At 47.9% G+C, this 22,584-nt stretch carries 24 protein-coding genes and 1 other annotated feature; of the genes, 22 read left to right on the forward strand and 2 right to left on the reverse strand.

Annotated features, from left to right (window positions below; all coding sequences use genetic code 11):
* The first annotated feature begins 15 nt into the window (after positions 1–15).
* The 16 genes from sigH (at position 16) to tuf (ending at position 17,780) form a co-directional block, all read left to right on the forward strand.
* Positions 16–660 (forward strand): RNA polymerase sporulation sigma factor SigH, encoded by a 645-nt coding sequence (sigH, locus tag NST04_RS07185; RefSeq protein ID WP_036692348.1) that lies wholly within the window; start codon positions 16–18, stop codon positions 658–660.
* 362 nt (positions 661–1,022) lie between these two features.
* The gene (rpmG, locus tag NST04_RS07190) at positions 1,023–1,172 is read left to right on the forward strand and encodes a 50S ribosomal protein L33 (RefSeq protein ID WP_074086515.1); all 150 of its coding nucleotides are present in this window, start codon (positions 1,023–1,025) and stop codon (positions 1,170–1,172) included.
* A gap of 21 nt (positions 1,173–1,193) precedes the next feature.
* A complete protein-coding gene (secE, locus tag NST04_RS07195; RefSeq protein ID WP_036692354.1) occupies positions 1,194–1,385 on the forward strand; it encodes a preprotein translocase subunit SecE in 192 nt (63 codons plus the stop codon).
* 21 nt (positions 1,386–1,406) lie between these two features.
* Positions 1,407–1,940: a transcription termination/antitermination protein NusG gene (gene nusG / locus NST04_RS07200; protein WP_020427084.1), complete on the forward strand. Its 534-nt coding sequence runs from the start codon at positions 1,407–1,409 to the stop codon at positions 1,938–1,940.
* A gap of 75 nt (positions 1,941–2,015) precedes the next feature.
* Positions 2,016–2,441 carry a 50S ribosomal protein L11 gene (gene rplK / locus NST04_RS07205; protein ID WP_019908208.1) on the forward strand — a complete coding sequence of 142 codons (426 nt, stop codon included), beginning with the start codon at positions 2,016–2,018 and terminating at the stop codon, positions 2,439–2,441.
* A gap of 80 nt (positions 2,442–2,521) precedes the next feature.
* Positions 2,522–3,214 carry a 50S ribosomal protein L1 gene (rplA, locus tag NST04_RS07210; protein ID WP_036692357.1) on the forward strand — a complete coding sequence of 231 codons (693 nt, stop codon included), beginning with the start codon at positions 2,522–2,524 and terminating at the stop codon, positions 3,212–3,214.
* A gap of 68 nt (positions 3,215–3,282) precedes the next feature.
* Positions 3,283–3,436 (forward strand) — a sequence feature (ribosomal protein L10 leader region).
* A gap of 64 nt (positions 3,437–3,500) precedes the next feature.
* The gene (gene rplJ / locus NST04_RS07215) at positions 3,501–4,004 is read left to right on the forward strand and encodes a 50S ribosomal protein L10 (protein ID WP_341183732.1); all 504 of its coding nucleotides are present in this window, start codon (positions 3,501–3,503) and stop codon (positions 4,002–4,004) included.
* A gap of 63 nt (positions 4,005–4,067) precedes the next feature.
* Positions 4,068–4,427, forward strand: coding sequence for a 50S ribosomal protein L7/L12 (gene rplL, locus NST04_RS07220; RefSeq protein ID WP_036721862.1), 360 nt, complete (start codon positions 4,068–4,070; stop codon positions 4,425–4,427).
* A gap of 136 nt (positions 4,428–4,563) precedes the next feature.
* The gene (locus NST04_RS07225; protein WP_341183733.1) at positions 4,564–5,160 is read left to right on the forward strand and encodes a class I SAM-dependent methyltransferase; all 597 of its coding nucleotides are present in this window, start codon (positions 4,564–4,566) and stop codon (positions 5,158–5,160) included.
* A 425-nt stretch (positions 5,161–5,585) separates the two neighbouring features.
* Positions 5,586–9,131, forward strand: a complete 3,546-nt coding sequence (gene rpoB / locus NST04_RS07230) for a DNA-directed RNA polymerase subunit beta (protein ID WP_341183734.1) — start codon at positions 5,586–5,588, stop codon at positions 9,129–9,131.
* Positions 9,132–9,244: 113 nt separating this feature from the next.
* Positions 9,245–12,856: a DNA-directed RNA polymerase subunit beta' gene (rpoC, locus tag NST04_RS07235; RefSeq protein WP_076081733.1), complete on the forward strand. Its 3,612-nt coding sequence runs from the start codon at positions 9,245–9,247 to the stop codon at positions 12,854–12,856.
* 177 nt (positions 12,857–13,033) lie between these two features.
* Positions 13,034–13,285, forward strand: coding sequence for a ribosomal L7Ae/L30e/S12e/Gadd45 family protein (locus NST04_RS07240; RefSeq protein WP_036692367.1), 252 nt, complete (start codon positions 13,034–13,036; stop codon positions 13,283–13,285).
* Positions 13,286–13,419: 134 nt separating this feature from the next.
* Positions 13,420–13,839 (forward strand): 30S ribosomal protein S12, encoded by a 420-nt coding sequence (rpsL, locus tag NST04_RS07245; RefSeq protein ID WP_036721853.1) that lies wholly within the window; start codon positions 13,420–13,422, stop codon positions 13,837–13,839.
* A gap of 45 nt (positions 13,840–13,884) precedes the next feature.
* A complete protein-coding gene (gene rpsG / locus NST04_RS07250) occupies positions 13,885–14,355 on the forward strand; it encodes a 30S ribosomal protein S7 (RefSeq protein WP_020427074.1) in 471 nt (156 codons plus the stop codon).
* Between the two features lie 47 nt (positions 14,356–14,402).
* Entirely contained in the window at positions 14,403–16,481 is a 2,079-nt protein-coding gene (gene fusA, locus NST04_RS07255; protein WP_341183735.1) for an elongation factor G, read from the forward strand.
* 108 nt (positions 16,482–16,589) lie between these two features.
* Positions 16,590–17,780 (forward strand): elongation factor Tu, encoded by a 1,191-nt coding sequence (gene tuf / locus NST04_RS07260; RefSeq protein WP_173140462.1) that lies wholly within the window; start codon positions 16,590–16,592, stop codon positions 17,778–17,780.
* Between the two features lie 92 nt (positions 17,781–17,872).
* Here the strand turns inward: tuf and NST04_RS07265 are convergent, their stop codons facing one another.
* Both NST04_RS07265 and NST04_RS07270 read right to left on the reverse strand, forming a co-directional pair.
* The gene (locus NST04_RS07265; RefSeq protein ID WP_341183736.1) at positions 17,873–18,214 is read right to left on the reverse strand and encodes a cupin domain-containing protein; all 342 of its coding nucleotides are present in this window, start codon (positions 18,212–18,214) and stop codon (positions 17,873–17,875) included.
* A gap of 30 nt (positions 18,215–18,244) precedes the next feature.
* Positions 18,245–18,700: a V4R domain-containing protein gene (locus NST04_RS07270; protein ID WP_341183737.1), complete on the reverse strand. Its 456-nt coding sequence runs from the start codon at positions 18,698–18,700 to the stop codon at positions 18,245–18,247.
* 155 nt (positions 18,701–18,855) lie between these two features.
* Between NST04_RS07270 and NST04_RS07275 the strand changes: the two genes are divergently transcribed.
* The 6 genes from NST04_RS07275 (at position 18,856) to rplB (ending at position 22,582) form a co-directional block, all read left to right on the forward strand.
* Positions 18,856–19,575, forward strand: a complete 720-nt coding sequence (locus NST04_RS07275; protein ID WP_341183738.1) for a Crp/Fnr family transcriptional regulator — start codon at positions 18,856–18,858, stop codon at positions 19,573–19,575.
* Between the two features lie 236 nt (positions 19,576–19,811).
* Positions 19,812–20,120, forward strand: a complete 309-nt coding sequence (gene rpsJ / locus NST04_RS07280; protein ID WP_017692074.1) for a 30S ribosomal protein S10 — start codon at positions 19,812–19,814, stop codon at positions 20,118–20,120.
* Between the two features lie 38 nt (positions 20,121–20,158).
* Complete coding sequence (gene rplC, locus NST04_RS07285; RefSeq protein WP_341016383.1) at positions 20,159–20,782, forward strand: 50S ribosomal protein L3; 624 nt, start codon at positions 20,159–20,161, stop codon at positions 20,780–20,782.
* Positions 20,783–20,807: 25 nt separating this feature from the next.
* On the forward strand, positions 20,808–21,431 hold the full coding sequence (rplD, locus tag NST04_RS07290) for a 50S ribosomal protein L4 (RefSeq protein ID WP_036721837.1): 624 nt from the start codon (positions 20,808–20,810) through the stop codon (positions 21,429–21,431).
* Positions 21,431–21,724 carry a 50S ribosomal protein L23 gene (gene rplW, locus NST04_RS07295; RefSeq protein WP_019908225.1) on the forward strand — a complete coding sequence of 98 codons (294 nt, stop codon included), beginning with the start codon at positions 21,431–21,433 and terminating at the stop codon, positions 21,722–21,724. The genes rplD and rplW overlap by 1 nt, the downstream gene beginning before the upstream one ends.
* Positions 21,725–21,751: 27 nt before the next feature.
* Entirely contained in the window at positions 21,752–22,582 is an 831-nt protein-coding gene (gene rplB / locus NST04_RS07300; RefSeq protein WP_036692392.1) for a 50S ribosomal protein L2, read from the forward strand.
* Positions 22,583–22,584: the final 2 nt, after the last annotated feature.

Here is a 22,584-nt window from a genome sequence, read left to right on the forward strand (position 1 = left end):
CCGGGGGGATTCTTGGTGAGTGTCGACCTCAAGGAATTAATGCTGTCCGAGTATGATTTCATAAGTGATGAAGAAATTGTCGAGATCTTCCGTGGTGGCGACAGTGGCGCATTGGAGCATTTAATTAACAAGTACCGTAATTTTGTGCGTGCCAAGGCTCGTTCCTATTTTTTGATCGGGGCAGATCGTGAAGACATTGTGCAGGAAGGCATGATTGGCTTATACAAGGCCATCCGTGACTTCAAGGGTGACAAGCTGTCATCGTTCAAGGCCTTTGCCGAGCTGTGCATTACCCGTCAGATTATAACCGCCATTAAGACCGCTACCCGCCAGAAGCATATCCCGCTTAATTCATATGTCTCGTTAGACAAGCCCATCTATGATGAGGACTCCGACCGGACATTGATGGATGTGATATGCGGAAGTCAGGTGCTGGACCCGGAAGAGCTGATTATCAACCAGGAGGAGTTCATCGGACTGGAAGATAAGATGGCCGAGATTCTGAGTGATCTGGAGCGCAAGGTTCTGATGCTCTATCTGGACGGACGTTCCTATCAGGAGATTGCCGAGGATTTGAAGCGGCATGTGAAGTCCATTGACAATGCTTTGCAGCGAGTGAAACGTAAATTGGAAAGATATCTGGAAGTGCGTGACAATTAATGATATAATGACTAGGAAGGCTCGGAACTCGAGTCTTTTTTTAGTGTCCGCTAGATTTAGATACGGCGAATTTGCGATAGGCGAAGCGTTGGTGGATGGCAGGTTTATACACAAGCGAATTGCAGCATAATGATTATGGAAGACAGCTAGTGGCAAAGGAAGAAGCAGGATCAAAGATGACTTATGGCATAAGGCTACAGCACCCGGAATTACCCAGTGCGATGGGGGAAACTTTCGTTGACACAGACATTGATATTATGCTAAAGTGTTTTAGGTAGGCCTAAATTCGCGGCTTTTTTTTGAATCAATATCTACGTCTTCTAATTTGATGATTAGAAGTACGTCTTCGGGAGGTGCACATCATGCGGGTAATTATCACTTTGGCTTGTACAAGTTGCAAACAAAGAAACTATGCAACAACCAAAAACAAGCGAAATCACCCCGACCGCTTGGAGATGAAGAAATTTTGCAAGTTCTGTAACGAGCAAACTCCTCATCGCGAAACCAGATAGTCTTTTGGAGGTGTAGTCGGCGTGAAACGTAGTTTCAAGTCTTTGTTTTCCTTTTTCACTGAGAGCTGGAGTGAACTCAAAAAGGTTCGCTGGCCTAGCCGTAAAGAATTGAAGAACTATACATTGATCGTTCTCGGTACAATTGTAGTTATTTCTCTTTACTTCTGGGTTCTGGACATCGGTATTTCCGCTGTGATTGAAGCGATTATTTAGAGAGGTCCCAGGTGGCTTGATATGGAAAAAAGATGGTATGTTGTTCATACCTATTCCGGGTATGAGAATAAGGTCAAGGCCAATTTGGAAAAACGCGTTGAGTCCATGGGCATGGAAGACAAAATATTCCGCGTTCTTGTTCCTATGGAAGAAGAGCTGGTAAACAAGGATGGCAAGAAAAAAACTGTCATGCGTAAAGTTTACCCTGGTTACGTTTTGGTCGAAATGGTTCAGACTGATGATTCTTGGTATGTTGTCCGCAATACGCCGGGCGTTACCGGATTTGTCGGTTCAACTGGTTCGGGCTCTAAGCCTACCGCTCTGCTACCCGAAGAGGTTGAACAGATTCTGAAGCATATGGGCATGGTTGAACCTAAAGCGAAGATTGATTTCGAAATTAAGGAATCCGTACGTATTATGGTCGGTCCATTTGCGAATTTTGTGGGCTCTGTGGAAGAAATTTTGGCTGACAAAAGCAAGATCAAGGTGCATGTCAACATGTTTGGACGGGAAACCCCGCTGGAGTTGGATTTCACTCAAGTGGAGAAGATATAACAAGCACAAGGGTTTCTTGTGGGAGAATGCTGCTTAGCATTCGAATACCACTATTTACGCAAGGAGGTGTCACTCATGGCTAAAAAAGTTATTAAAATGGTGAAACTGCAGATTCCTGCAGGGAAAGCGAATCCAGCGCCTCCAGTAGGTCCGGCGTTAGGTCAAGCGGGTGTCAACATCATGGCATTCTGTAAGGAATTCAACGCTCGTACTGCCGACCAGGCTGGTCTAATCATCCCGGTTGAAATTACAGTGTTTGAAGACCGTTCGTTTACCTTCATCACCAAAACTCCTCCGGCTGCTGTTCTGCTTCGCATCGCTGCAAAAGTAGAAAAAGGCTCCGGCGAACCAAACAAGAAAAAGGTAGCGAAGCTGGGCCGCGCAGCGGTTCGTGAAATCGCTGAAACCAAAATGCCCGATCTGAACGCTGCATCTGTTGAAGCTGCAATGCGTATGGTTGAAGGTACTGCCCGCAGTATGGGAATCACAATCGAAGACTAATATGTATTCGATGAACCGGTCATTCATGACCGCAATATGTGGGAGGAATTTCCGCTAATACCACAAAGGAGGAACATTTCATGGCTAAACATGGTAAGAAGTACCAAGAATCCGCGAAGCTGATCAACAGCGAAGCGACTTACGAGCCTTCAGAAGCTGTAGAGCTTGTGAAAAAGGCGGCAACTGCCAAATTCGACGAAACCGTTGAAGCAGCAGTTCGTCTGGGTGTAGACCCGCGTAAACAAGACCAGGCAGTTCGTGGTGTTGTTGTCCTGCCTCACGGCACAGGCAAAACACAACGCGTGCTTGTATTTGCAAAAGGTGAAAAAGCGAAGGAAGCGGAAGCTGCTGGCGCTGATTTTGTTGGTGATGCTGACATGATCAACAAGATTCAACAGGGCTGGTTCGAATTCGACGTCTGCGTAGCTACACCTGACATGATGAGTGAAGTCGGTAAACTGGGTCGTCTGCTCGGTGGTAAAGGTCTCATGCCTAACCCTAAAGCAGGTACAGTTACTTTCGACGTTACCAAGGCTGTTCAAGAAATCAAAGCTGGTAAGATCGAATACCGTCTTGACAAAGCGGGCCAAATTCACGCGCCAATCGGCAAAGTGTCTTTCAACGCTGAACAATTGAACGAGAACCTTAAAGCTCTTATGGACGCTCTGAACCGTGCGAAACCGGCTGCTGCCAAAGGTGTATACCTTAAAGGCATCGCTATTTCGTCCACAATGGGACCTAGTGCTCGTGTGAACGCAGCTGCTTTCAGATAATTAAAGGTTGACTCCTAGAGTAATCTTTGATAGTCTATAACAGTTGTGAACATTAAGGTGATCAATCTTAAATGTGAATATGCTTACCGTAGACAGTAGGTGCCGTAGGGCTTAATTTCCTACCGAGGTGTTGTGATAGAAACAAAAAGTGCCAGGCTCGCCTGATTAACTTTCCGTTTTATCAAGCCTTCGTGAATCTGCGGAGGCTTTTCTAATGCCTGCGTAGGAACGGCGCGGTTTCTCCGGAAGAATCGCCGTGACATAAATTTTCAGGAGGTGTATACAATTGGCAAATGCAAAAGTAATCCAAGCAAAACAGGATGCGGTTGATGTTGTTACTAGCAAACTGCAGAACAGTGTCTCCACTGTTGTTGCAGACTACCGCGGATTGAACGTATCGCAAGTGACTGAACTGCGTAAGCAGCTTCGTGAAGCTGGCGTTGAGTTCCAAGTCCTGAAGAACACATTGCTTCGCCGTGCAACTGCGGCAGCTGAGCTGACTGATCTGGACGCTGTCCTAACTGGTCCTACAGCGATCGCATTCAGCGAGACTGATGCGGTAGTAGCAGCTAAGATTCTAAATGACTTCGCTAAGAAGAACGACGCTTTGAAACTGAAAGGCGGCGTTGTAGAAGGTAAAGTTATCGATGCGGACCAACTGAAAGCACTGGCTGAACTGCCATCCCGCGATGGTTTGCTCTCCATGCTGCTTAGCGTGCTTCAAGCTCCAATGCGCAACTTCGCGCTTGCAGTTAAAGCTGTTGCTGAGAAAGAAGAACAAAGCGCGTAAGCCTTTGCTTCTGGTTTCATAATCAAGACCACAAACCAATTCAAATATAATGGAGGTTCAATCATGAGCAAAGAAACTATCTTAGAAGAAATTAAAGGCATGAGCGTACTGGAACTGAACGACCTGGTAAAAGCAATCGAAGAAGAATTCGGCGTAACTGCAGCAGCTCCAGTAGCAGCTGGCGGCGCTGTAGCAGCTGTTGAAGCTGAACAGTCCGAATTCGACGTAATTTTGACAAGCGCTGGCGCTTCCAAAATCAACGTAATCAAAATCGTTCGCGAAATCACAGGTCTTGGCTTGAAAGAAGCTAAAGAAGTTGTAGATAACGCTCCAAAAGCAATCAAAGAAAAAGTAAGCAAAGAAGAAGCCGAAGCTACTAAAGCAAAATTGGAAGAAGCAGGCGCAGCTGTAGAAGTAAAATAAGTTGATTCAATAGGTACTGCCCCGGAGCAGAAGTTATTCTCTCCGGTTCCTGCAACCCCCTTGAACTTGTTCAAGGGGGTTGCTCTATAAGGGAGCCTTGCAGGTATTTGTAGTTCAACGTGAAAGGGAGGATGGTATGTCGCAGCATTATTACTCGCAGCAGCCGGAAGCGCGTCATGACAGACGGAGCATCGATACGGAGCTGAGAGGCAAACGCCTCCGCTTTACCAGCGACGCCGGTGTGTTTTCTAAAGGGGATATTGATCATGGCAGTCGTGTTCTGATTGAGGCGATGGAAATTCCGGAGGATGCGAAGGTACTGGACGTGGGCTGTGGTTACGGGCCTATAGGGATTAGTGCGGCGTATCTCGCTTCCAAGGGACATGTGACGATGATTGATATCAACAGCCGTGCGGTAGAGCTTGCCCGCGAGAATGCGCAGCATAATGGAATCCGCAATGTTACGGTGATGGAAAGTGATGTGCTATCGGTAGTAGAGGGGCAGACCTTCGATGTGATTCTAACCAACCCGCCGATCCGCGCCGGTAAGGCCGTAGTGCATGCGATTTTTGAACAGGCGTATGAGCATTTGAATGAGGGCGGTTGTCTGTGGGTTGTCATTCAGAAGAAGCAGGGTGCGCCGTCGGCGGTTGCCAAGCTGGAGAGTATGTTTCCGGTGGTAGAAGAAGTGGGGAAAGACAAGGGCTATAGAATCTTAAAAGCTCAGAAATAAATAATAATACTCATTGACATGCGATGTCCGCAGTGGTATTATTATAAAATGTCAGTATTAAGCTAGGCTCCATGTCTTTAGTTTGCTGAAATGTCAAGTGATATATTGTCGCCCGGTAAGCGCATGCCGCACGGCAGGTTTTTGCGAATTCCGTTCTCTATGTTCCTGTCACGGCGAAGGTCGCCGGGGCAATAGATAATAGCGCATGAACTGTAGCCTGGTGACGTATAATACGCACGTTTTGGGCAAATCTACTGGATAAGGAGTATTTTGGCCGTGGATAGATGTGCTCTTTTTTCGAAAGATTTCGATAAGGGGCTTTTCTGTATTTATGGCTGAATCCTTGTGATATGGTTCCATTATACGGGTCCAAACAAGGGTTCGCAATCAATTTTTAAGTGAGTAGACATGAGGGGTGAGTAAAGTTGGCAGGACATCTTGTTCAGTATGGTCGACGCACTCGGCGGAGCTATGCGAGAATTAACGAGGTACTCGAGGTCCCGAACCTGATCGAGATCCAACAAAAATCTTATGATTGGTTTTTGGAGGAAGGATTGCGGGAAATGTTCCAGGACATCTCGCCGATCCAGGATTTCACAGGGAATTTGGTGCTAGAGTTCATTGATTACAGCCTGGGTGAACCGAAGTACACGGTTGACGACGCTAAAGAGCGGGACGTAACATATGCAGCTCCTCTGCGTGTGAAGGTGCGTCTCATCAATAAGGAGACCGGTGAGGTAAAAGAGCAGGAAGTGTTCATGGGAGATTTCCCTCTGATGACGGAAACCGGCACTTTTATTATCAATGGTGCGGAACGGGTTATTGTCAGCCAGTTGGTTCGCTCTCCAAGCGTCTATTTCAGCACAAAAGTGGATAAGAACGGCAAAAAAACTTACACCGCCACAGTAATTCCGAATCGCGGAGCCTGGCTGGAGCTTGAGACCGACGCTAAGGACATCATGTATGTCCGTATCGACCGGACTCGTAAGATCCCGGTAACAGTCCTCTTGCGTGCTCTGGGCTTCGGCAGTGATGCTGAAATTCTGGAACTGCTTGGCAATGATGAATATATTCGCAACACGCTGGATAAAGACAACACGGATTCCACGGAGAAGGCGCTTATTGAAATCTACGAGCGTCTGCGTCCGGGCGAACCACCTACACTTGATAATGCCAAGAGCTTGCTCGTCGCACGTTTCTTTGACCCGAAACGTTATGATTTGGCCAATGTAGGCCGTTACAAAATCAATAAAAAGCTGCATATTAAGAATCGTCTGTTCAATCAGCGTCTGGCACAGCCTTTGGTTGATGAGTCTACCGGAGAAATCCTGGCAGAATCCGGCCAAATGGTGGACCGCCGCCTGCTTGATGAGCTGATTCCTTATTTCGAGAAGAGTATGGCTGCCAAAAACTACCGTGTAACCGGCGGTGTAATGGACAGCGAAGATATTCCGCTTCAGACCATTGACGTATTCTCGCCAATCGAAGAAGGCCGTATCATCAAACTGATCGCCAATGGCAACATTGATAAATCGGTTAAGCATATTACTCAGGCTGATATTATATCCTCAATCAGCTACTTTATTAATTTGCTGCATGGTATCGGCAACACGGATGATATTGACCATCTGGGTAACCGCCGTCTGCGTTCTGTAGGTGAGCTTCTGCAGAATCAGTTCCGTATCGGTCTGTCCCGTATGGAACGCGTAGTCCGCGAGAGAATGTCGATTCAGGATGCCAATGCAATTACGCCGCAGGCACTGATCAACATCCGTCCGGTTATCGCGTCCATCAAAGAGTTCTTCGGCAGCTCTCAGCTGTCCCAGTTCATGGATCAGACGAACCCGCTTGCCGAGCTTACGCATAAGCGCCGTCTGTCTGCACTTGGACCTGGTGGTCTGACCCGTGAACGCGCAGGCTTTGAAGTCCGCGACGTCCATCACAGTCACTATGGCCGTATGTGTCCTATCGAGACTCCGGAAGGTCCGAATATCGGTCTGATTAACTCCTTGTCCACCTTCGCCCGCATCAATGAATACGGCTTTATCGAGGCTCCGTATCGTTGGGTAGATCCGAAGACAGGCAAGGTAACTGAGCAAATCGATTATCTGACTGCCGATGAAGAAGATAACTATGTAGTTGCACAGGCGAATGTACTGATCGATGAGGATGGCTCTTTCAAGGAAGACCAGGTTATCGTTCGATACAACAAAGATTCAGACAACATTACTACTATGCCTAGCAACCGTGTAGACTACATGGATGTTTCGCCAAAACAGGTCGTATCCGTCGCAACGGCGCTCATTCCGTTCCTTGAGAACGATGACTCCAACCGCGCACTGATGGGATCGAACATGCAGCGTCAGGCCGTTCCGCTTCTTATTCCTAAGGCTCCGCTTGTAGGGACAGGGATGGAGCACAAGTCTGCTAAAGACTCCGGCGTATGTATTGTCTCCAAATATGACGGTATTATCGAACGCTCCTCTGCCAATGAAATCTGGCTGCGCCGTGTTGAGGCAGTTGAGGGCAAGGAAGTTAAAGGCGATATCGTTAAATATAAATTACACAAATTCATGCGTTCGAACCAGGGTACCTGTATTAACCAGCGTCCACTGGCGAAACGTGGGGATATCGTCAAAAAAGGTGATATCCTGGCAGATGGACCTTCCACAGAAATGGGCGAACTTGCGCTTGGCCGCAACGTAGTCGTTGCGTTCATGACTTGGGAGGGCTACAACTACGAGGATGCGATCCTGCTGAGTGAGAAGCTGGTGAAGGAAGATGTATACACTTCGATCCACATCGAGGAATACGAATCCGAAGCCCGTGATACGAAGCTCGGACCTGAAGAGATCACACGTGATATTCCTAACGTCGGTGAAGAGGCGCTCCGCAACTTGGATGAGCGCGGAATTATCCGTATCGGTGCGGAAATCAATGCCGGCGATATTCTGGTAGGTAAGGTTACTCCGAAGGGTGTAACTGAGCTGACTGCTGAGGAACGCCTGCTGCATGCGATCTTCGGTGAGAAGGCCCGTGAGGTTCGTGATACCTCCCTGCGCGTTCCGCATGGTAGTGATGGTATTATCGTTGACGTCAAAGTATTCACACGCGAAAACGGCGATGAGCTGCCTCCTGGCGTGAATCAACTGGTTCGTGTCTATATCGCCCAGAAGCGTAAGATTTCTGAAGGTGACAAGATGGCCGGACGTCACGGTAACAAGGGTGTCGTTGCCCGTATCCTGCCAGAAGAAGATATGCCGTTCCTTCCGGACGGTACGCCGGTACAGGTTGTCCTGAACCCGCTGGGCGTTCCTTCCCGTATGAACATCGGACAGGTGCTTGAAGTCCATATTGGTATGGCTGCACTGCGTCTGGGTATCCACGTGGCTACTCCGGTATTCGACGGAGCCCGTGAGTATGACGTGTTCGATACGATGGAAGAAGCCGGAATGCAGCGTAATGGTAAGACTGTGTTGTATGACGGACGTACAGGCGAGCGCTTCGAGCGCGAGGTTACTGTCGGTGTCATGCACATGATCAAGCTCGCGCACATGGTTGACGATAAGATTCATGCCCGTTCTACAGGTCCTTACTCACTCGTTACACAACAGCCACTGGGCGGTAAAGCTCAGTTCGGCGGACAGCGTTTCGGGGAGATGGAAGTGTGGGCGCTTGAAGCTTACGGCGCGGCGTATACACTGCAAGAGATTTTGACCGTGAAATCCGATGATGTGGTCGGCCGTGTGAAAACGTACGAATCCATTGTCAAAGGTGAAAATGTTCCAGAACCGGGTGTGCCGGAATCGTTCAAGGTATTGATCAAGGAACTGCAGTCGCTCGGTATGGATGTCAAAATCCTCAGCGGCGACGAGCAGGAGATCGAGATGAAGGAACTGGACGATGAGGACGAGACGTCAAGCGATAAGCTGAGCCTCAATTTGGAGGGCGCAGAAGTCGGCATAGAGTAGTTCACCAGCAAGTCACTAATTTGATTACACAAAGGACCATGCCCTCTGTTGACTTCAGTGTCAAGAGAGGGCTGTGGGACTAAATCAGGATATAGGTTAAGGAGGGTTGCTCCTTGTTGGACGTTAACAATTTTGAATTTATGAAAATCGGGCTCGCTTCCCCGGAAAAAATTCGTTCTTGGTCCCGCGGAGAAGTTAAAAAACCGGAAACCATTAACTATCGTACATTGAAACCGGAAAAAGAGGGTCTCTTTTGCGAACGTATTTTTGGACCGCAAAAGGACTGGGAATGTCACTGTGGTAAATACAAACGCGTCCGGTATAAGGGCGTAGTATGCGACCGCTGCGGCGTGGAAGTTACCCGCGCTAAAGTCCGCCGCGAACGTATGGGCCACATTGAACTGGCAGCTCCTGTATCTCATATCTGGTATTTCAAAGGTATTCCAAGCCGTATGGGTCTGGCGCTGGATATGTCTCCTAGATCGCTCGAAGAGATTATCTACTTTGCATCTTATGTTGTAACTGATCCAGGGGAAACTCCGCTGGAGAAGAAGCAGCTGTTGTCCGAGAAAGAATACCGCAGCTACCGTGAGAAATACGGCTACGGATTCCAGGCCGGCATGGGTGCAGAAGCCGTCAAAAAGCTGCTTCAGGATATCGACATCGATAAAGAACTGGAATTCCTCAAAGAAGAGCTGCGTACCGCTCAGGGCCAGCGCCGCAACCGGGCGATCAAACGTCTGGAAGTCATTGAGGCCTTCCGCAACTCCGGCAACAAGCCTGACTGGATGATCATGGATGTACTCCCGGTTATCCCTCCGGAGCTTCGTCCAATGGTTCAGCTCGATGGCGGCCGTTTTGCTACGTCTGACCTTAATGACCTGTACCGCCGTGTAATTAACCGGAACAACCGTCTGAAAAGACTGCTGGACCTCGGCGCTCCTGACATTATCGTTCAGAATGAGAAACGTATGCTTCAGGAAGCTGTAGATGCGCTGATTGACAACGGCCGCCGCGGCCGTCCTGTAACAGGACCAGGTAACCGTCCGCTCAAATCGCTTAGCCATATGCTGAAGGGGAAACAGGGACGTTTCCGCCAGAACTTGCTCGGTAAACGTGTTGACTACTCCGGCCGTTCGGTTATCGTCGTAGGACCTTACCTGAAGATGTACCAATGCGGTCTTCCTAAGAAGATGGCACTGGAGCTGTTCAAACCGTTTGTAATGAAAGAATTGGTTAACAAAGGGCTTGCCCACAACATAAAGAGCGCGAAGCGTAAGGTTGAGCGCGTAAGTCCTGAAGTATGGGATGTGCTTGAAGAGGTAATCAGAGAGCATCCGGTTCTGCTGAACCGTGCCCCTACGCTGCATAGACTGGGTATCCAGGCGTTCGAACCGATTCTGGTAGAAGGTCACGCAATCCGTCTTCACCCGCTCGTATGTACGGCTTACAATGCCGACTTTGACGGTGACCAGATGGCGGTACACGTTCCTCTGTCCGCTGAGGCTCAAGCAGAAGCCCGTATTCTCATGCTGGCGTCCGGTAACATCCTCAACCCTAAAGACGGCAAACCTGTCGTTACCCCTTCTCAGGATATGGTCCTTGGTACGTTCTACCTGACCATGGACAACAAGGAAGAAAAGGGTACCGGGATGATCCTGCGTAACGTGAATGAAGCAGTCTCTGCTTATCAGCGCGGAACTGCTGGTCTGCATGCACGTGTTGCCATTCCTGTTAAGGCTCTGGGAAAAACCAGCTTCACAGAAGCGCAGCAGAATGCATTGCTGATCACGACTGTGGGTAAGATTATCTTCAACGAAATCTATCCAAGCAGCTTCCCGTATATCAACGAAGCTACCAAAACTAACCTGCTGCAGGGAACTCCTGAGAAGTACTTTATCTATGAAAAGGGTGCGGATGTCCGCGAACTGATCATGGCTGCTCCGGAGGCCAGTGCTGTAGGTAAAGAATATCTGGGCCTCATTATCGCCCGCTGCTTTGAGACGTATCACACCACCAAGACTTCAGTGATTCTGGATAAAATTAAGCAACTAGGCTTTACGTACTCTACACGTTCCGGTGTTACGGTTGCCGTATCGGATGTTATCGTGCCTGAGGAAAAAGCTACCATTCTTAAGGAATCCGAAGCTAAGGTTGATGTGGTTGCGAATCAATACCGCCGCGGTCTGATTACCAATGATGAGCGGTATGACCGCGTTATCGAGATTTGGTCGAAGACCAAGGATGATCTGACTAACGTATTGCTTAAATCGATGGACCGCTTCAACTCCATCATGCTCATGGTCGACTCCAAGGCGCGTGGTAACAAATCGCAGATCACCCAGCTTGGTGGTATGCGTGGTCTGATGGCAACACCTTCGGGCCGGATCTTTGAATTGCCAATCAAAGCGAACTTCCGTGAAGGCCTAACCGTCCTCGAGTACTTTATCTCTACTCACGGAGCGCGTAAAGGTCTGGCCGATACAGCGCTGCGTACAGCGGATTCCGGGTACCTGACACGCCGTCTGGTTGACGTAGCGCAGGATGTTATTGTCCGTGAAGAAGATTGCGGTACTGATAAAGGCTTCATGGTTAGCCGGATTCAGGATGGTAAGGAAGTCATTGAGGATCTCTACGACCGTATTGAAGGCCGTTATTCCTTCGAGACCGTCCGTCATCCGGAGACGAAGGAAATCATCGTTCACCGTAACGATCTGATTGACTCGGATAAGGCTGAAGAGATCGTGAATGCTGGTGTTACCAAGCTGCAGATCCGCTCTGTACTCAGCTGCCGTGCCCGTCACGGTGTCTGCAAGAAGTGCTACGGACGTAACCTGGCAACAGGTAAATTCGTGGAAATCGGGGAAGCTGTCGGTATTATTGCCGCACAATCCATCGGTGAACCAGGAACACAGCTTACTATGCGTACATTCCATACCGGTGGTGTAGCCGGAGACGATATCACGCAAGGTTTGCCGCGTATCCAGGAGCTATTTGAAGCCCGTAACCCTAAAGGGCAGGCTACAATCAGTGAGATTGACGGGGTAGTTAAGGAAATTCGTGAAACCAAGGACCGCCGCGAAATCGAAGTCCAGGGTGAAGCAGAGTCCAAGACGTATTCCATCACTTACGGCTCCCGTCTGCGTGTCAGCGAAGGCCAGGAGATTGAGGCCGGCGATGAGTTAACAGACGGTTCTATTGACCCTAAAGAAATGCTGCGTATCAAAGGAATCCGCGGGGTACAGAACTACATTCTGCAAGAAGTACAGCGTGTATACCGTAACCAGGGCGTTGAAATCAATGATAAGCACATTGAAGTTATGATCAAGCAGATGCTGCGCAAAATCCGTATTATCGATGCCGGAGATACCAGTCTCCTGCCGGGTGCATTTGCGGATATTCATGAATATGAAGCAGCCAACAAGGAAGCTATTCTTGCCGGAAATGAACCAGCAGTTGCCAAACCGGTTCTGCTCGGGATCACCAAGGCCTCCCTGGAAACTGATTCATTCCTGTCTGCGGCATCTTTCCAGGAAACTACCCGCGTCTTAACAGATGCAGCTATTAAGGGTAAAGTGGATAAACTGCTCGGTCTGAAAGAGAATGTAATCATCGGTAAGCTGATTCCTGCAGGTACAGGCATGAATCGTTACCGTAATGTGAAGCTGAGCGACCCGAATGCTGAAAGCAATGAAGAAGCTTTGGAGCCGGTACCCGCTGAATAATTGAATACTCATGGCAAGCAGTATCCGCGTCACGCAGAAATCGGGTGTGACGCGGCTGTCTGCTGTGATTATTAATAAATTTATTGTCGTTTTTCTTGACATCATGTGCTCAGGATGCTAATATGTCTAAGGTGCGTGAGTAGTCTTGTCATTCTTATTCAGTGGAGGTAATGATTCATGACTGATGACAGAGGGTTACAGGATGCTCAGGTCAAGATCGGTTCCAAGCAAACCGTCAAGGCGGTGGAGTTGGGCCAAGCCGCAGAAGTCTATGTGGCAGAGGACGGAGATCAACGGCTTACTTCCAGAATTGTAATGCTTTGCAACAAACAAGGTGTGAAGGTCACGTATGTGGACACGATGCTGAATTTGGGCAAGGCCTGCGGTATAGAAGTTGGTGCTGCGATGGCAGCCGTCTTAAAACAATAGCAGCAAGAGAACGTTTTTGTACCGGGGTACACTTCGGCAGCAAGGACTTTTCATTTGTCTTTTTATGAACCACCTGGGTCTGTGGACTTAATGTTTGTAAATTGACTATCATTTCAGGAAGGGGGTGGCACAACATGCCAACTATCAATCAATTGGTTCGTAAAGGCCGTCAAGCCAAAATCGAAAAATCCAAATCTCCCGCTCTTCAAAAAGGGTTCAACGCCCTCAAGCGTGAGGCTACAAATTTGAGCGCTCCGCAGAAACGCGGTGTATGCACTCGTGTAGGCACAATGACTCCACGTAAACCAAACTCAGCACTTCGTAAGTATGCCCGTGTTCGTTTGACGAACCGTCTTGAGGTGACTGCTTACATTCCGGGTATCGGACATAACCTTCAAGAGCACAGTGTAGTATTGCTGCGCGGAGGTAAAGTTAAGGACCTTGCAGGAGTTCGTTATCACATCGTTCGTGGTGCACTGGATACTGCAGGTGTTGCTAACCGGATGCAGGCTCGCTCCAAGTATGGTGCGAAACGTCCTAAAGTCAAGAAATAAGATGAGCTTATCAGAATAATAACCATATAAGAAAGGGGGATATCCATGCCACGCAAAGGTCCAGTTACTAAAAGAGATGTATTGCCAGATCCATTGTATAATAGCAAGTTGGTTACTCGTTTGATCAACCGTATTATGCTGGGTGGTAAAAGAGGTGTCGCTCAAAGCATTTTGTACAATTCGTTCAAGTTGATTCAAGAACGTACAGGTAAAGAGCCGATGGAAGTTTTCGAAGCAGCCATCAAGAATATCATGCCTGTATTGGAAGTTAAAGCTCGTCGTGTCGGCGGTGCTAACTACCAAGTACCTATTGAGGTTAAACCTGAAAGACGTACTGCTTTGGGATTACGTTGGCTTGTAAACTACTCACGCAACCGCGGTGAGAAGACTATGGAAGAGCGTTTGGCGGCTGAGATTATCGATGCTTCCAACAACACAGGCGCTTCCGTTAAGAAACGTGAAGATACACACAAAATGGCTGAAGCGAACAAAGCGTTTGCTCACTACCGCTGGTAGGATTGCAGTCGTTCAAATAACTTCTATTTTGGAAGGAGATCCATTTCATGTCAAGAGAGTTCTCCTTAAAAAATACACGTAATATCGGGATCATGGCACATATTGATGCTGGTAAGACTACTACCACAGAGCGGATTCTTTTCTACACAGGCCGTACGCACAAAATCGGTGAAGTTCACGAGGGCGCTGCTACAATGGACTGGATGGAACAGGAGCAAGAGCGCGGAATCACGATTACTTCCGCTGCTACAACCGCTGCTTGGAAGGGTCACCGCATCAATATCATTGATACCCCTGGGCACGTTGACTTCACTGTTGAAGTTGAACGTTCCCTTCGTGTATTGGATGGAGCAGTTGGTGTATTTAGTGCGAAAGAGGGCGTTGAGCCTCAGTCCGAAACCGTATGGAGACAGGCTGACCGTTACGGCGTTCCCCGGATCGCATATGTGAACAAAATGGATATCATCGGTGCAGACTTCCTGAACGTTATCGACAGCATGCGTGACCGCCTGCAAGCCAATGCAGTTGCCATTCAACTGCCTATTGGTGCCGAGAACGACTTCACAGGAATCATTGACCTTGTTGAGCAGAAAGCTCACATCTTCAAGGATGACCTGGGTCAGAACATCGAAGTTACTGATATTCCTGCTGAATTCTTGGAGCAAGTTGAGACTCTGCGTACTGAACTGATCGAGAAGGTTGCAGAACTTGACGAAGATCTGACTATGAAGTATCTGGAAGGCGAAGAAATCACTGTGGCCGAGATCAAAGCTGCACTGCGCAAAGGCGTATGTGAAGTTAAGGTTTTCCCTGTAATTGTCGGATCCTCCTACCGTAACAAAGGCGTTCAGCTCATGATGGATGCTGTTGTTGATTACTTGCCATCCCCACTGGATGTACCGGCTATTCAAGGTCATCTGGAGGACGGTACAGAAGCGGTTCGCCACTCTTCGGATGAAGAACCATTTGCTGCACTGGCATTTAAAATCATGACAGACCCTTATGTGGGTAAACTCACGTTCTTCCGTGTATACTCCGGTATCCTGGAATCCGGTTCTTATGTAGTTAACGCTACTAAGAACAAACGTGAACGTATCGGCCGTATTCTGCAGATGCATGCGAACAGCCGCCAAGAAATCTCCATTGTATATTCCGGTGATATCGCGGCAGCCGTTGGCCTGAAAGACACAAGTACTGGCGATACACTCTGTGATGAGAAACATCCGGTTATCCTGGAATCCATGAACTTCCCTGATCCGGTTATCGAAATCGCAGTTGAACCAAAAACCAAAGCTGACCAAGATAAATTGGGTGTTGCTCTCGGAAAGTTGACTGAAGAGGATCCTACTCTTCGTGCTCACACTGATGAAGAAACAGGCCAAACAATCCTGGCAGGTATGGGTGAGCTTCACCTGGATATTATCATCGACCGTATGCGCCGCGAATTCAAGGTAGAAACCAACGTGGGTAAACCACAGGTTGCTTACCGTGAGACATTCAAAGCACCAGCACGCGTTGAAGGTAAATTCGTTCGCCAATCCGGCGGTCGCGGTCAGTATGGTCACGTATGGGTTGAATTTGAACCTCTCGAGCCGGGTACTGGCAGCAAATTCGAAAGTAAAGTTGTCGGTGGTTCTGTACCTAGAGAATACATCGCTCCTGCACTTGCCGGTATTGAAGAGCAAATGAAAAACGGCGTTATTGCAGGCTTCCCGCTTGTAGACGTTAAAGCTACCATCGTAGATGGTTCCTATCATGATGTTGACTCCAACGAAATGGCGTTCAAAATTGCCGGCTCGATGGCCCTCAAAGCAGCTAAAGACAAGTGTAAGCCTGTCCTGCTTGAGCCAATCATGAAAGTGGAAGTAACTGTTCCTGAGGAATACATGGGCGATGTAATGGGTATGCTGAACTCCCGTCGCGGTCGGATCGAAGGTATGGATTCCCGTGGTGGTGCGCAGATTATCCGTGCAAAGGTGCCTCTTTCCGAAATGTTCGGATACTCCACAACACTCCGTTCCGGTACTCAAGGACGCGGCGTATTCTCAATGGAACTTTCTCATTATGAAGAAGTACCTAAATCCATTGCTGAAGAAATCGTAGCCAAGAACAAAGGCGGAGAATAAGCTTAATTTTTAACTTGCCGTCCGGGTATAACACTTAAGTCACCTTAGAACTGCAAATAGGCGGACGGCTCAAATATATGGACCCCACAATAAGGAGGAACTGTTCAAATGGCAAAGGCAAAGTTTGAACGTAACAAACCGCACGTTAACATTGGTACTATTGGTCACGTCGACCATGGTAAAACAACTCTGACTGCTGCAATCACAACTGTATTGTCCAAAAAATACGGTGGTGCTGCTGTAGCATTCGACCAAATCGATAAGGCTCCTGAAGAACGCGAACGCGGTATCACTATCTCCACCGCTCACGTTGAATATGAAACTCCTAACCGTCACTACGCTCACGTAGACTGCCCTGGACACGCCGACTATGTTAAAAACATGATCACTGGCGCAGCGCAAATGGACGGAGCAATCCTGGTTGTATCCGCAGCTGACGGCCCTATGCCACAGACTCGTGAACACATCCTGCTGTCCCGTCAAGTAGGCGTTCCTTACATCGTTGTATTCCTGAACAAATGCGACATGGTAGAGGACGAAGAGTTGCTTGAATTGGTTGAAATGGAAGTTCGCGATCTGCTTAGCGAATACGACTTCCCAGGCGATGACACTCCAATCGTTCGTGGATCTGCTCGTGAAGCTCTGCAGAACCCTGATGGCGAGTATGCACAGAAGATCGTTGAAATGTTCGAAACGATCGACACATACATCCCGCTTCCAGAACGTCAGACTGACAAGCCTTTCTTGATGCCTGTCGAAGATGTATTCTCCATCACTGGCCGCGGTACTGTGGCAACTGGTCGCGTAGAACGCGGAACAGTTAAAGTCGGAGAAGAAATCGAAATCGTTGGTATTCACGAAGAAACTAAGAAGTCTGTAGTTACTGGCGTGGAAATGTTCCGTAAATTGCTTGATTCCGCACAAGCGGGCGACAACATCGGCGCACTGCTGCGTGGTGTAGACCGTAACATGATCGAGCGTGGCCAAGTATTGGCTAAGCCGAACTCTGTTAAGCCACACACTGAGTTCACTGCTCAGATCTACGTTCTGACTAAAGAAGAAGGCGGACGTCACAAACCATTCTTCACTGGTTACCGTCCACAGTTCTACTTCCGTACAACTGACGTAACTGGCATCATCAACCTGCCAGAAGGTACTGAAATGGTTATGCCTGGTGACAACATCACCGTAACTGTTCAACTGATCTCCCCAATCGCTATTGAAGAAGGTACTAAATTCTCCATTCGCGAAGGCGGACGTACAGTTGGTGCCGGTTCCGTAGCTTCCATCCAGAAATAATTCAGGCTCTATCCGTTAGGATAGACTGAACATAAGGCAGGCCCCCTTCATTTGAAGGGGGCCTGTTTTGTTGTTATCACAAAGATTTTGAATTAGATTTCTTTCGCATACTCAGCATTAGGCAGCTTGGACAGAACGACATGCAGACTGGACGGGGATGAACTATTATTCGTATAAGCGAATGACTCGTCACCTGCAATGTAGATGGTCTCTCCTTGGATGAAGGAGAATTCTTCCTCATTAACATGGATTGTACCGTCACCGTGTAAGGCGAGGATATATACATCTGCTCCGGGGTGCTTGTGAACAGGCAGCTTTTGCCCAGGCATGAAGTTTAGCACGAATACAACACTATCCCCTTTTTGGAAAATGATTTTTTTGGTAAAGCGCTCCTCTTGATACTGCACTGCCTCAGCTAATGTTTTCTTTTCCATTATAAATCCCTGCTTTCATTAAAATATTGTTTAAAGCTTAACTTCATACTCGCAGTGTTCATGACCGGTGACATTACATTTGATCTCCTTCACTGAAACCTTGCGGCCGAGAATTCGGCACAGAGCACCTTCAATGATAGCTCCCTCTAGATCACAGACCATTCTTTCATCTTCAAGCGAAGGTAGTCCTTTGCAGAAGCAATCGTCAACTGCAATATTAATTCTGTGCTCATCGGAATGAACAATCCGGGGAATTCCGATTTTGAGCTCTTCAAAGAACTGCAGCAGCTCTTCCACGGAATGGACAGGCAGGCTCTCGCCAATCTTTCTGCCAATAGTAACAGTCGTTCCCTTTCCGCCTAACGGCAATCCCTGGTTCATTCCAATAAGGCGGATGGTCCGGAATAGCTCAAGGGGTACCATGTTGCCCAGAGTTGTCCGATCCATCTGGCGCATATCATCAAAAGTGTATTGCTGCAAGCCCATCAACTCCTTTTCTCTCTATGAACCTATTGTATAGACAGCCGGCACATTAATCCTTGATATAGATCAAGTTTAATGAAAAACTGTGCGTCCAGTCACCCGATAGTGCCTCGATCATTGATATGGTGGGATAAGCGACAGTAGAGGAGGAATGATGTATGGATTGTAATAAGTGCAGCTCTCATGCCTGTGTGCGCCAGGTTCCGGTATTCAGGAGTTTATCCGATGAAGAATTGGTTATCATTGAATCAATTACAGAATCCCATTCCTATAAAAAGGGCAGCCAGGTCTGCAGAGAAGGCGAGCCTTCTGAAGCTTTGTATGTGGTGAAGAGCGGTCTGATCAAATTGACGAAGAACAGTAAAGAAGGCAAGCAGCATATTGTCCGCTTTCTTTTTCCCGGAGATTATTTCGGGCAGTTTGCCCTGCTTCACAATAAAAATAATGATGTAACGGCGGAGATTATTGAGAGCGGAGTGGTCTGCCAGATGCACCGGAAGGATTTTATTCCTCTGCTGGAGCAGAATGCGGGCCTCGCGTTCAGCTTCCTGATGTCTGTTAGCGAGCAGCTGCATCTGGCCGAAGAATCAGCAGGGGCACTGCATATGTTTGAAGTGGAAAAGCGGTTAGCCCGGCTGCTGGTCTACTTATATACGAGGAATCTACCAGAACCAGCAGTGACCATGCAAAACCTGAGATATTCCGTAGATCTCCCGTCGGCGCAAAAAGAAGTGGCAGCGATGATCGGCACTACTGCCGAGACCCTAAGCCGTAAACTGAACAAGCTGGAAGCGTTGAAGATCATCGCTATGCACAAAAGAACCGTGAATATTCTGGAGATGGAGGCTCTAATTCAGCTCGCTGAAATCAGTGATTAATAATTTTCAGATAAAACCCTGTTTTTTTTAACTTTTTTTCTGGAAAAGGTGATTTGTTTTGCAAAGGCTCTTGCAATATAGCCGCCTATTAGATATAATAATAAATGTTGTTCTGAGACGTTGCGATGATGTGAGAGGTTACTGACACACCCGGCCCCTTTGCCATGAGGTCGACGTCGGAAAATTTTCACGGAGTATGTCCGATAATAAATTGGGCGATAGAAGGAGGGACTAAAATGGCAAAGCAAAAAATTCGTATTCGCTTGAAAGCATACGACCACAGAATTCTTGATCAATCCGCAGAGAAAATCGTTGAAACAGCAAAACGTTCGGGTGCTGGTGTATCCGGGCCGATTCCGCTGCCAACTGAGAAGCAAATCATTACCATTCTCCGTGCGGTACACAAGTACAAGGATTCCCGTGAACAGTTTGAGCAACGGACTCACAAACGTTTGATCGATATTGTGAACCCAACACCACAAACTGTGGATGCCTTGATGCGCTTGGATCTACCGTCCGGTGTAGATATCGAAATCAAATTGTAATTCATTAAGTAACCAGGAAAAGAAAAGAGGTGTCAACATTGAAAGGTATCTTAGGAAAAAAACTCGGTATGACTCAAGTGTTTACTCCAGAAGGTAACGTAATCGCGGTTTCTGTTATCGAAGCTGGACCTTGTGTGGTACTGCAAAAGAAAGACCTGAATATCGACGGATATGAAGCAGTGCAGTTGGGCTTTTCCGATAAAAAGGAAAGTCGCTCCAACAAGCCTGAACAGGGTCACGCCAAAAAGGCAAATGCAACACCTAAGCGCTACGTTCGCGAAATTCGCGGTGTTGACCTCGGGTCACTCGAGGTTGGACAAGAGCTTAAGGCTGACATCTTCGCTGAAGGCGAGTTTGTTGACGTAACAGGTACTTCGAAGGGTAAAGGCTTCCAGGGTAACATCAAACGCTGGGGACAAAGCCGCGGACCAATGGCACACGGATCGCGTTACCACAGAAGACCAGGCTCGATGGGTTCCATCCAGGCTAACCGTGTTCCTAAGGGCAAACGCCTGCCAGGACATATGGGTCACACGACCGTAACGGTTCAAAAGCTTGAAATCATCCGGGTTGACGTAGAACGTAATGTACTGCTGGTTAAAGGCGCTATTCCGGGCCCGAAAAACAGCTTCGTGAAAGTTAAAGAAACCGTTAAGAAATAATTACTGAAGAAAGGAGGAACATGAAATGCCAAAAGTAACACTTTTCAATACTAGTGGTAACGAAGTTGGCGAAGTTGAACTGAGTGATTCAGTTTTCGGTATCGAACCGAATGTACATGTGCTGCATGAAGCTGCACTTATGCAAAGAGCTTCCCTTCGTCGCGGTACACACAAAGTAAAAGGACGCTCTGAAGTGCGTGGCGGCGGTCGTAAACCTTGGAAACAAAAAGGTACAGGTCGTGCTCGTCAAGGCTCCATTCGTTCTCCACAATGGAAAGGCGGCGGCGTAGTCTTCGGACCAACACCACGCAGCTATTCCTGGAAATTGCCTAAGAAGGTTCGCCGGTTGGCCATCAAATCCGCGTTGTCCTCAAAAGTACTTGAGAATGACATTATCGTATTGGATAGCTTGACTCTGAATGCTCCGAAGACGAAAGAATTCGCAGCGATTCTAAACAACCTTAAAGTGGGCAGCAAAGCCCTGATCGTAGCTCCTAGCTATGATGACAATGTAGCACTTTCCGCTCGTAACATCCCTGGGGTGAAATTCGTAGCGGCTGACGGCATCAATGTTCTTGACGTACTGACGTACGACAAACTGATCATCACTAAAGAAGCAGTTCTGAAGGTAGAGGAGGTGTTCGCGTAATGAAAGATCCTCGTGATATAATTAAGCGTCCAGTGATTACGGAACGCACATCCGAATACATGAGCGAACTGAAGTACGCTTTTGAAGTGGATATCCGTGCTAACAAGACCGAAATCAAAAAAGCTGTCGAGGCTATTTTTAAAGTAAAAGTCGTTAGTGTGAACACAATGCGCGTACCTGGTAAACTGAAACGTTATGGCAAATATTCCGGTTATACTCCGGAGTGGAAAAAAGCCATCGTGAAGCTTAGCCCGGACAGCAAGCCGCTTGAGTTCTTTGAAGCGGTAGAATAATACTCTTAAAGTAAGGAGGAAACTATAGTGCCAATCAAAAAGTACAAACCGACCTCTCCGGCAAGACGCAACATGTCTGTGTCTACGTTTGAAGAAATCACAACAAACCAGCCAGAGAAATCGTTGCTGTCCCCGCTGTTCAAGCATGCTGGACGCAACAACCAAGGTAAAATTACGGTTCGTCACCATGGCGGCGGACACAAACGTAAATACCGTATCATCGACTTCAAACGGACTAAAGACGGCATACCAGGTAGCGTTGCTACAATTGAGTATGACCCGAACCGTACTTCCAATATTGCTTTGATCCACTATGCTGATGGAGAGAAACGTTATATCATCGCTCCTAAAGGCCTTAAAGTTGGGGATAAAGTTGAGTCCGGCCCTGCTGCGGATATCAAAATTGGTAACAGCCTTCCGTTGATCAACATCCCGGTAGGTACAGTTATCCACAACATCGAGTTGAAACCAGGCAAAGGCGGACAATTGGTTCGTGCTGCCGGTACTGAAGCTCAGCTGCTGGGTAAAGAAGACAAATACGTATCTGTTCGTTTGAACTCGGGTGAGGTTCGCAGAATCCTCAGCGTTTGCCGTGCGACTATCGGAGCCGTAGGTAACGGAGATCACGAACTGATCAAGATTGGTAAAGCCGGACGCAGCCGCTGGCTCGGACGTCGTCCTGAAGTACGCGGTGTTGTCATGAACCCTAACGATCACCCACACGGTGGTGGTGAAGGCCGCGCTCCAATCGGACGGAAATCGCCAATGTCACCTTGGGGCAAACCAACCCTCGGCTACAAAACGCGTAAGAAAAACAAAGCATCTGATAAATATATCGTTCGTCGCCGCACAAAATAAGA

The sequence above is a fragment of the Paenibacillus sp. FSL H7-0756 genome, assembly GCF_038006765.1.
In the GTDB taxonomy this organism is placed as follows: Bacteria; Bacillota; Bacilli; order Paenibacillales; family Paenibacillaceae; genus Paenibacillus_AQ.